Annotated in this window: 9 protein-coding genes; 4 read left to right on the top strand and 5 right to left on the bottom strand. The window is 73.9% G+C overall.

Going from position 1 to position 10,278, the window contains the following annotated elements:
• Positions 1-64: 64 nt before the first annotated feature.
• Positions 65-3,334 (top strand): SdrD B-like domain-containing protein, encoded by a 3,270-nt coding sequence (locus ACFVHI_RS07445; RefSeq protein WP_380336633.1) that lies wholly within the window; start codon positions 65-67, stop codon positions 3,332-3,334.
• Positions 3,335-3,486: 152 nt separating this feature from the next.
• On the opposite strand, the gene ACFVHI_RS07450 is transcribed toward ACFVHI_RS07445, so the two are convergent.
• Positions 3,487-4,584, bottom strand: coding sequence for a PP2C family protein-serine/threonine phosphatase (locus ACFVHI_RS07450; RefSeq protein ID WP_380336636.1), 1,098 nt, complete (start codon positions 4,582-4,584; stop codon positions 3,487-3,489).
• 208 nt (positions 4,585-4,792) lie between these two features.
• Positions 4,793-6,010, bottom strand: a complete 1,218-nt coding sequence (locus tag ACFVHI_RS07455; RefSeq protein ID WP_380336639.1) for a cytochrome P450 — start codon at positions 6,008-6,010, stop codon at positions 4,793-4,795.
• A 241-nt stretch (positions 6,011-6,251) separates the two neighbouring features.
• Here ACFVHI_RS07455 and ACFVHI_RS07460 point away from each other — a divergent pair, with 241 nt between their 5' ends.
• Positions 6,252-6,608 (top strand): arsenate reductase family protein, encoded by a 357-nt coding sequence (locus ACFVHI_RS07460; RefSeq protein ID WP_363372145.1) that lies wholly within the window; start codon positions 6,252-6,254, stop codon positions 6,606-6,608.
• Positions 6,609-6,665: 57 nt separating this feature from the next.
• Here the strand turns inward: ACFVHI_RS07460 and ACFVHI_RS07465 are convergent, their stop codons facing one another.
• Complete coding sequence (locus ACFVHI_RS07465; RefSeq protein ID WP_380336642.1) at positions 6,666-7,136, bottom strand: pyridoxamine 5'-phosphate oxidase family protein; 471 nt, start codon at positions 7,134-7,136, stop codon at positions 6,666-6,668.
• A gap of 85 nt (positions 7,137-7,221) precedes the next feature.
• Between ACFVHI_RS07465 and ACFVHI_RS07470 the strand changes: the two genes are divergently transcribed.
• Positions 7,222-7,770, top strand: a complete 549-nt coding sequence (locus ACFVHI_RS07470; protein ID WP_380336644.1) for a DUF1697 domain-containing protein — start codon at positions 7,222-7,224, stop codon at positions 7,768-7,770.
• 166 nt (positions 7,771-7,936) lie between these two features.
• Positions 7,937-8,500: a DUF1707 and FHA domain-containing protein gene (locus tag ACFVHI_RS07475; protein ID WP_063347333.1), complete on the top strand. Its 564-nt coding sequence runs from the start codon at positions 7,937-7,939 to the stop codon at positions 8,498-8,500.
• Between the two features lie 123 nt (positions 8,501-8,623).
• Here ACFVHI_RS07475 and ACFVHI_RS07480 read toward each other — a convergent pair whose 3' ends face one another.
• Together ACFVHI_RS07480 and ACFVHI_RS07485 are read right to left on the bottom strand one after the other, a co-directional pair.
• Complete coding sequence (locus tag ACFVHI_RS07480; protein ID WP_380336647.1) at positions 8,624-9,031, bottom strand: hypothetical protein; 408 nt, start codon at positions 9,029-9,031, stop codon at positions 8,624-8,626.
• Positions 9,032-9,260: 229 nt separating this feature from the next.
• Positions 9,261-10,052, bottom strand: coding sequence for a hemerythrin domain-containing protein (locus ACFVHI_RS07485; RefSeq protein ID WP_159398408.1), 792 nt, complete (start codon positions 10,050-10,052; stop codon positions 9,261-9,263).
• Positions 10,053-10,278 lie beyond the last annotated feature (226 nt).

Consider the following 10,278-nt stretch of genomic DNA (forward strand, 5'->3'; position numbering starts at 1 on the left):
GGAAGTGGGGGGGTGTGCGTTGCGTCGGGGGAAGGACGGTCGGGCGGTCGGATGAACTTCCCAGATGCGCATTCACTTCCGGACCGGGCGGATCGCCTCGGTGCTGGCCCTGCTGGCCGGTTCGCTGCTCGGCAGCAGCGTGCTGGCGCCGCCGGCCCAGGCCGCGATCTCTTTCACCAAAACCGTCGACAAGGCGACCGCCTCCCCGGGGGAGAACGTCACCTACACCCTCCGGTACACCTGCTCCATCACCGAGTGCACCAACGGGCGGATCACCGACACCCTGCCGTCGAACATGCAGTTCGTCGGCTGGACGCCCGACCCCTCGTCGGTGGACCAGGCCGCCTCCACCGTGCCCGCCGCGGGGGCGATGGGCGGCGCCATGGACATCAGGCTCAAGGACCTCAGTCCGGGCACCACCGCCACCATCACGGTGACGATGAAGTACCCGAACTTCACCACCCCCGACGGGGCGGCCTCCACCAACTCGGCCACCATGACGGCCACCGGTGAGCCCAGCCAGACCGCCTCCGCCGACACCAAGGCCCAGGTGCAGCCGCAGTACACGGTGACCAAGGGCATCCAGACCTCCAGCGGCGACGGGCGCACCGTCACCTACCAGTTCAGCGCCTGCGCCACCGACCTGGTACCCAACGTCGACCTGGACACCAGCCGGCTGCTGGACACCCTGCCGCCCGGCGCCGTGGTGGACACCGGCCGCTCGCCCGGCTGGAGCCAGGTCGCGCCCGGCCCCAACACCTGGGGCTACGACATCGGGGAGTTCCGCTCCGGCAACGGCCGCGGCGGCTGCCGGCTGCCGGGCGTGCTGGTCGTCAACTACCCGGAGGCCGACTTCCCGGACGGGACGACCTCCGACAACACCGTGGACCTGTACGGCGACCCGATCGGGCCGGACGCCGAGCGCAAGCTCGACACCGCCGGCACCACCACCGGCCAGTTCCGGCCCCCGGCCACCGGTGTGACGGTGACCGCCAGCAAGGTGTGGCGCGACGGCGTCACCTCCGGTGACATCAACTCCTTCAGTCTGTCGGCCACCAACACCTCCGGCCCGGCCACCAGCCTGACCATGACCGACCCCGGCGCCGGCACCACCGACGGCCTGTACAACTGGCTCTTCCCGCAGTCCCTCCAGCTGGAGCCGTGGAACCCGACCAGCATCGGGCTCACCCTGCAGTACCGCCTCGACGGCGACCCGACCTGGCTGACCTTCAGCCCGTCCAGCCCGCTGGACGGCTCCAGCACCCGCCGGATCACCTTCGTCCAGGGCGCCGGCGACCCGGCCCGCGACGAGCTGGGCATCCCGGCCGGCCGCTGGCTCGACGGCCTCAGGTTCACCTGGGACGGCCCCATCCCGACCGGTTGGAGCCCGGGCAACTCGGTGCAGGTGATCGCCCAGGTCGTCACCCCCGGCCACGACGGGCGCCCGGCCCCCAGCCCGCTGACCAACTGTCTGGACACCACCGCCGGCGACGGCACCAGCACCTCCGCCGCCAACGCCTGCGCCTCGACCACCGTCACCGCCGCGACCAACCTCGGCGCGGCCAAGACCACCGTCGCCGGCGAGCTGTCCGCACCCGGCGGCATGGCGACCTTCCAGGTGATCCCGTACAACCGCAGCGGTCGCGACCTGACCCGCCCGCTCGTGCTGTACGACGTGCTCCCGGCCGGTGTCGTCTACGTCGAGGGCTCGGCCCGGCCCGACCCGGCCTACCCGGATGCCAAGGCCCCCCAGTCGATCACCGTCACCCCCGGCCCGGACGGCCGCCAGATCGTCCGGATGGAATGGCCGCCCGGCGCGCCCGACATGATGTACCTGCACGACGCGCTGGCCTACCGGATGCTCTTCGACGTCCAGGTCGCCAGCAGCATCCGCTCCGGCGAGCTGACCAACGACATCTACGTGACCGTCGACCGGCCGACCGCGCCGGTCGCCTGCATGTTCTCCGGCTCCGACAGCGGCGTCCCGGACCTGCTGGACCTCAACGGCAACGGCGACACCTCCGAGCTCATGTGCCACGACTCCTCCCGGATCCAGGTGGACGTGCCGAGCGTGCTGCGCTCGTACAAGGAGGTCATGGGCGACCTGGACGCCGACTACGTCAGCATCGGCAGCGCCACTCCCGGCGGCCGGATCTCCTACCGGATGACCGTCCGCAACGACTCGCCCGACCCGGTCACCGACTTCATCGCCTACGACAAGCTCCCCACCCCGGGCGACAACTACGTCCTCACCCAGGACGCTCCGCGCGGCAGTGCCTGGACGCCGTCGCTGAGCCAGCCGATCACCACCAGCGACCCGACCGTGGTGATCGAGTACACCACCGACCCCAACCCGTGCGTCGACGCCGCCCTGGTCAACCGGACCGGCTGCAACAGCAGCGCCACCTGGAGCAGCACCTTCCCCGGCCCGGGAACGGCCACCTGGTTCCGGGTCCGCCGCCCCGGCAGCCTGCCCTCCGGCGAGGCCTTCACCCTGACCTGGCCCATGGTCGCCTCGGTGGACGCCCCCGACGGGGAGTACGCCTGGAACAGCTTCGCCTTCACCACCACCGACGCCGGCGGCCGCCAGCTGCTGCCCGCCGAACCGGCCAAGGTCGGCGTCGCCGTCAAGCAGACCAAGCCCTCCGACAACGCGCTCGGCGACTTCGTCTGGCAGGACGTGGACGGCTCCGGCATCCAGAAGCCCGGCGACCCGGGCATCGCCGGCGTCACGGTGAAGCTGCTCGACGGCAACGGCCAGCCCGTCCGCGACAAGAACGGCAAGCCGGTCACCACGGTGACCGACCAGAACGGCCACTACCTCTTCGACCACCTGCCCGACGGCAGCTACGCGGTGCAGTTCGACCTGTCCACCCTGCCCGCCGGCGCCACCGTCACCAAGCGGGGCGTCGGCACCGATCCGGCCAAGGACTCGGACGCCGACCCGGCCACCGGCATCACCCAGACCGTCACGCTCAGCGGAGGGCAGCGCGACCTCGACCTCGACATGGGCGTGATCCTGCCGACCACCCCCACCGGGTCGCCGTCGCCTTCCCCGTCGCCGTCCTCCTCGCCGTCCCCGACGTCGTCCCCGTCCCCGTCCCCGTCCCCGTCGCCGACGTCCTCGCCCTCGCCGACCGCGACCCCGTCCGGCAGTACGACCCCGACCGCCGGCCCGACCCACAGCGCGAGTCCGTCGGCGAGCGGCGGGACGCTGCCCAACACCGGCGGCTCGGCGCCCGACGCGTTGATCTCAGCCCTCGGCGCCCTCGCCGTCCTGGGCGGTGTGGCGCTGTGCGCGATGGCCTACCGCCGGCCCGGACGACACAGCTGACACCGACGACGGGCAACTGAACACCCGACCGACACCAGTGGCGCCGCCCCCAGCGGCGCCACTGGCGCGTTGTCGGAGGCAGGCGGGCAGGCGGGCAGGCGGGCAGGGCTGGAACCGGGGGCTCGGGCTGCGGGAGTTCACCCGGGGAAGGCCTACGGGCGCTCCGGGGTGAGCGCCAGGACGGCGAGGTCGTCGGCGAGCAGGCCGGCGTACTCGTGGACGTCCTGGGCCAGGAAGGAGACCAGCCGGTCGGGCGAGGTGGTGCCGAGGGCGGCCAGCCGGGGGGCCAGCGGGTAGAAGGCGCCGGTGGCGTCGCGGGCCTCGCTCACGCCGTCGGTGTAGAGCAGGACGGTGTGGCCCGGGGGCAGGGCGACGGCGGTCGGCTTGCCGCGCTCGTCGGGGGGCCCGAGGTGGGCGAGGCCGAGCGGGAGCTCGTCCGCGCAGGACACCGGGGTGATGGTGTGCTCGGCGAGCAGCAGCGGGGTGGTGTGGCCCCGGTTGACGATCTCCACGCAGTCGGAGCCCGGCCGGTACTGCAGCAGGACGGCGGTGACGAACAGCTCGTCGTCGCCCCGGTCGGCGGCGTCGCGCAGGACGGCACGGTCCAGCTGGTCGGCGAGGTCGACCAGGTCGGGGGTGTCGTGCGCGGTCGCCCGGAAGGCGCCGAGCACGTCGGCCACCGTACGGACGGCGCCGAGGCCCTTGCCGCGGACGTCGCCGAGCAGCACCCGGACGCCGAAGCGGGTGTCGCACACCTCGTACAGGTCCCCGCCGACCAGGACCTCGGCCTGGGCCGGGCGGTAGAGGCCGGCCACCCGCAGGCCGCCCGCCCGCTCGGGCACCGGGCGCAGCACGGTGCGCTGCAGGGTCTCGGCGACGGTACGGGCGTGCAGCAGGGTTCGGTTCTGCCGGGTCCGCTGCCAGGACAGGGCGGTGCCCATCACCCCGGAGAGCAGCGTGGCGATGTAGACCCAGACGTGGTGCTGCTCGTTGATGTGGCCCGCCCGCACGGCCAGCACCAGTTGCAGCGCCAGGGCGCCGACCGTGGTGGTGGCGGTCAGCGCCGGGCCGTAGCTGAACGCCGCCACCACGGGCAGCGCGGTCAGCAGGAAGCCGGCCGCGACCGCGTCCGGGACGATCGCCTCGGCGGCCAGGTCGAGCAGCAGCAGGAGCACCGGCAGCCAGGGCACCCAGCGCGGTGCCCGGGGTTCCACGGCCGCCGGATGCTCCGGGCGGGGTGCTACGGGCACGGTGGAGTCCTCCTGCCCGACCGGTCCGGTATGACCGGTTCGTCCCTCCATGCTCTCCTACGGAGGACCCGGCCACGAATGGCCGAACGTCCCGGTTTCCGGGGCCGACCGGGCCCGGAAGCGGGGCGTCAGGGCCGGTCGACGGACGGTGACGACCCCCGCCCCGGCTGGCAGCCGGGTCGGTGGGCGGTCAGCGGCGAGACGGTCGTCAGCGGACGATCACCGGCAGGGTCTCGAAGCCCCGCAGGACCAGGCGGTCCCGCCGGACCGGCACGCCGCCTTGGGCCAGCCGGGGGAAGCGGTCGAGCAGGGCGGGCACCGCGACCTCGGCCTCCAGCCGGGCCAGCTGGGCGCCCAGGCAGTAGTGCGGGCCGCCGCCGAAGCTCAGCGGCTGGCTGTCCCGCCGGGTCGGGTCGAACACCTCCGGGCGGTCGTACCGGGCCGGGTCGTGGTTGGCCGCGCCGAGCAGCAGAAGCGCCACGTTGCCGACCGGCACGGGCAGCCCGTCGACGGCCAGCCCCTCGGCCAGCGCCACCCGGGAGGTGAGCTGGACCGGGGAGTCGAAGCGCAGCACCTCGTCGGTGAAGCCTGCCGGGGTGATCGCGCCGCTGCGCAGCCCGGCGGCCGCCTCCGGGTGGCGGAACAGCAGGGCCAGGCCGTTGCCGAGCAGGTTGGTGGTGGTCTCGAAGCCGGCCACCAGCAGCAGCACCAGGTTGGCCAGCAGCTCCCGGGCGGGCAGCCGCTCCGGGTCGTCGGCGGCGATCCGGGCCAGGTCGGTGACCAGGTCGTCCTGCGGGCGGGCGAGGCGCTCGGCGGCCAGCTCGGTGAAGTAGCCGGCCAGTTCGTCGGCGGCCTGGTCAGCCTTGGTGAGCTCGGAGCGGTCGTCGATGAACTCCAGGGCGACGGTGAGGTCGGAGGCGAGGTCGCGGAAGCGGTAGCGGTCCCGCTCGGGGACGCCGAGCAGTTCGCAGATCACCCCGACCGGCAGCCGGAAGGCGAAGGCGTCCATGAAGTCCACCGGCGAGCCGTCGGCGCCCTGCTTGGCCATCTCGTCCAGCAGCCCGGCGACCGCCGCCTCCACCGCCGGGCGCAGCGCGGCCACCCGGCGGGCGGTGAAGACCGAGGCGATCAGCGAGCGGACCCGGGGGTGGTCGGGCGCGTTGCGCTGCAGGATCGAGCGGCCGAACAGCGCCATCGACGGGTGCTCGGCGAATTCCGGGGTCAGCTCCGCCATCATGTCGGCGGTCGCGACGGCGAAGGCGGGGGTGCGCAGCACCTTGTCGGCCGCGGTGTGGCCGACCACCAGGAAGGTGTCCGGCCCGGCGGGCACCGCCGCGCCCAGCGCATGTGCCCGCGCGTACAGCGGGTACGGGTCGGCCCGGCCCTCGCTGGTCAGCAGTTCCTCGATGATCGCCGCGCCGTCCATCCGGTGCTCCCCTCCCAGAGGCCACGTTCCTGGTGCGTGAACCACCGGAGGGTGCAGCGGAGTTCCCGTCCGGCCGAGGTACCGGGCCGGGCCGGGGGCTCGCCCGGCCGGCGGCCCGGGTGCGCGTCCGGCCGGCGGCCCGGGTGCGCGTCCGGCCGGCGGCCCGGGTGCGCGTCCGGCGGGGGCGCCGGGCCGGGCGGGTTGGCGCCCGGCCGGCGGGCGGCTCGGTAGGGTTGCCGGTATGGAGATCTGGATCAACCCGCGCTGCGGCAAGTGTCGGTCGGCGCTCGGCGCGCTGGAGGCCGTCGGGGCCGAGTACACCGTGCGGCGCTACCTGGAGGATCCGCCGACCGCGGCAGAGCTGGAGCAGGTGCTGGAGCGGCTGGGCCTGGAGCCGTGGGACATCACCCGCATCGACGAGCAGGTCGCCAAGGACCTGGGGATGCGGAAGTGGACCCGGGAGCCGGCGGACCGGGATCGCTGGATCGCGGCGATGGCCGAGCACCCGATCCTGATCCAGCGCCCGATCATCACCGCGGACGACGGCCACGCCGTCGTGGCCCGGACCCCCGAGGCGGTCAAGTCCGTCCTGCCGTAGCAGCGCCGCGTCCGGAGCCTCCGACGTGTCCGAGGCGTCCGAGGCGTCCGGGGCCGGTCAGTGCAGTTGGATCCGCTGCACCGGCCGGCCCGGGTGCCAGTTGAGGATCCACAGGTGGCCCTCCCCCACGGCGGTGTGCACCACCTGCTCCAGGTCCAGCCGGAAGGCGTGGAAGGCGGTCGGCGGCGGCTCGGGCAGATCGGCCGCGTAGGCGGACAGTTCGGCCTCGTCGGTGATCTCGACCGCGCGGCCGGAGACCTTGGAGTCGCCGCCGGCCATCGTCTCGTCCCCCGGGTGGGCGTGCAGCGCGAAGCGGGCGTCCCGCTGGAGGTCGCGCGCCTTGGCCGAGCCGTACATCGACCCGAGCATCAGGTCGGCGCCGACGAAGCCGACCTCCGTACCGCTCACCCGGGGCGAACCGTCCTTGCGCAGCGTCGCCAGGACGTGGTGCTTCTCGGCTTCGAACCGGGCCCGCACGAGGGGGGCCAGCTCGGGTGCCTGCTGCTCGAAATCCTGCCAGGTGACCATGGCGCCAGTCTGGCACCGGGCACCGACAACCGCCGGGCGCCAGGGGCAACCTCCGGGTATCAGGGGCCGGTGCCAGACTGGCGGGGTGACCACCACGACCACGTACATCGCGTTCCTGCGGGCGATCAACGTCGGCGGCCGGACGGTGCGGATGGAGCGACTGCGGGCGCTCTTCGCCGAGTTGGGGCTCGGGGGCGTGCGCTCCTACATCCAGAGCGGCAACGTCTTCTTCACCACCGAGGAACCGGACCGCGCCGCCCTCACCCGGCGCATCGAGGAGCACCTGGAGCGGTCCCTCGGCTACCCGGTGCCCGCGCTGCTGCGGACGGTCGACGAGGTGGCCGCGCTGCTGGCCGCCGAGCCGTTCAAGGGCGTCGAGGTGACGCCCGACGTCCGGCTGGTCGTGGCCTTCCTCTCCGAGCCGCTGCCCGCCGACCTCGCCGTCCCCCGTCTCTCGCCGAAGGGCGACCACGAGGTGGTCGGTGCCGACCCGGGCGCCGCGTACGTGGTGGTCCACCTGCGGGACGGCAAGTGGGTCACCGGGGAACTGTTCGGCAAGGCCTACCGGGGTGCGGTCACCTCCCGGTTCCTGCACACCACCGAGAAGATCCTGGCGGCCGCCCGGAAGGGCTGACCCCCTGACCCCCTGCCCCTCGCTCTGCCCGCCCCGGCACCCAGGCACCCGGCCGCCCGGAACCGCGGTGGCGCACCGGGCGTCTGGAGTGCAGTGACGTACTCACCGTGCGCCGGCACCCGGCGTGATCTGGACAGTCCGAGCCGGCCGAGCCGACAATCGGGCCATGACGTCTCCTGAGTTCCGCACCGGCGCCGTCCGGCCCTCCGGCGCGGTCCGTCCCTCGGACGCCGAACGGGACCAGGCGCTCGGGGTGCTCAAGGACGGAGCGGGCAGCGGACGGCTGTCGCACGACACCTTCCTCGGCCGGATGGAGATCGTCCTGCACGCCACCAGCCGGGGCGAGTTGGACGAGGCGATGACCGGGCTGCCGACCGGGAGCCCGGTCGAGCGCTTCCTGCTGCGGACGGTCGGCCGGGTCTCCGCGTTCGGGGACCGGCTGCGCCGGGCCTGGCGCACCGAGCGGCTGCCCGGGCTGAGCCTGCCGGAGACCGGGGCGGGGCAGTTGACGATCGGTCGGTTTCCCGGCTCGGGGCTGCGGCTGCACGACGCCTCGGTCTCCCGACGGCACGCCGAACTGCGGCGCGAGGGCGGCGGCTGGGTGCTGTACGACCTGGGCTCGACCAACGGCACGCACGTGAACGGGCGCCGGATCGCGGGCGGGGTGCGGGTCCGGCCGGGCGACCAGGTCCGGTTCGGGAACCTGGAGTTCCGGCTCGCCTCTGACTGAGCCGCGCCCCCGGCCGGTCGGTACGGCCTGAGCGGGCGCCGGGGAGGCGTCGGGCGGGCAGGCGGGCGGGCAGGCAGGCGTGCGGGCGGGCGAGCGGGCGAGCGGGCGAGCGGGCCGGCGATGTCAGCCGTGGGTGACGTGCAGTTCGGCGTAGCGGTCGCCCTTGTCCGCCTTGCGCAGGGTGACCTTCGCCGTGCCGACGGCGGTCTCGGTGTCCTTGCCGACGGTCTTCCGTTCGTCGCCGACCGCCACCTCGACCGTGCTGTCGGTGATGTGGCCGACCGTCATCTTCACGGTGCGGTCGCCGCCGAAGACCTGGAGGGTCTTGAAGGCGTCGGCGCCGTCGGTGCGGACGACGACGTCACAGCTGTCGTCGTCGAGGCAGAGCGCGACACCGCCGTCGCAGGCGGTCAGTCCGGCGCCGAGGGCCAGGACGGCGCCGGCGGCGAGGAGCGCCCGGCGGTGGACGGCGGGCCCGAAACGGCGCCGGGCAGGGGTTCGGTGGGAGTTCGGGGTGCTCGCTGTGGTCATGGCGTCGACGGTAGGCGCCCGGACGCGCCCCGCCATCGGCCGTCGGCGGTACGCACCCCCTGGCCGGCCCCGGAGCGCCCGAACAGCCGCAACCCCGAGGGTGATGGGTCCAATCCCCTAGGGGGCGAGGGGAGTTGGAACTGCGGGTAGCGGATTCCGGAGAGGCTCGGCATATGCCTCAAGGGTATGCCACGCGCGTAGATCGACGGGCCGCGAAAAGGACCGGAGGTCAGTCGGCGACACCGCCCAGGTCGCTGCCCAGCGCACCGGCCGGGCCCCACAGCGGCGCCATGCAGCGCTGGTAGGTGGCCTGCCAGTGCGGCCAGTTGCGGGCCACGTCGTCGTCGCACTCGGCCAACAGCCGCTCCACCAGCGCCGGTTCCACGCCCTCCAGCAACCAGGCCAGCGCGTCCGCCGTCCCCGGGCCGTCCGCCGAGCGCAGCAGGTCCATCAGCTCGCCCAGGCCGCCGAGCCGGGAGCCCTCCGGGACCACCCGCTCCATCCGGGGCAGCAACTGGCGCTCCTCGATCCGCAGGTGCGTCTCCAGCCGGGCCGCCAGGTCCTCCATCGCGTACGCCACCGGCCAGGCGCTGCCGGTGTCCCGGCTGGCGATCCGCACCAGCGTGGTGACCCGGGTGAACGAGTGGTCGAGGTTGTGGTGGTCCGCCTCCAGCCAGTTGAGCAGCAGCCGCAGCTCGGGGGCGAAGCGGCGCACGATCGGCCAGATCCGGCTGTCCTGCTGCTCGTGGTGGCAGGTCAGCATCGCGGTCACGAAGCTCCAGTGCCGCAGCAGCGCCTCGCCGGCGTCGTCCTCGCCGGGCTGGAGCAGCCGCAGGGCGTTGGGCAGCCGGGCGAGGTCCCGGCGCAGCGCGGCGTGCACCAGCCGCAGTCCGGCGAAGCGGGCCGTCACCGGCTCCTCGCCGACGGCCCGCACGGGCACGGCCGCGCCCCGGGTGTCGACCCCGGACCCCGCCTGCTCGGGCACGGAGGGGGACGGCTGGGGCAGTAGATGGATCGGCATGGGACTCTCTTCACGACGTCGTGGGGCGGGCGGGGCCAGCCGGTGGAGCGGCCCCATCCAAGGTGCTCACAGTCGATCAAAAGTGAATCAATGTCCGATTGACGCGCAGGTCACAGGCATGCGCGCGGGGGAAACGGCGCTGCGCGGGAGCCGCCCCGCGCTCGCCCGCCCGGCCTCCGGACGCTGCCGGAACGCCGTGGGCCCGGGGCACCTGGGTGCCCCGGGC

Origin of the sequence: Kitasatospora sp. NPDC127121, from assembly GCF_042677305.1 — a bacterium.
Lineage (GTDB): Bacteria > Actinomycetota > Actinomycetes > Streptomycetales > Streptomycetaceae > Kitasatospora.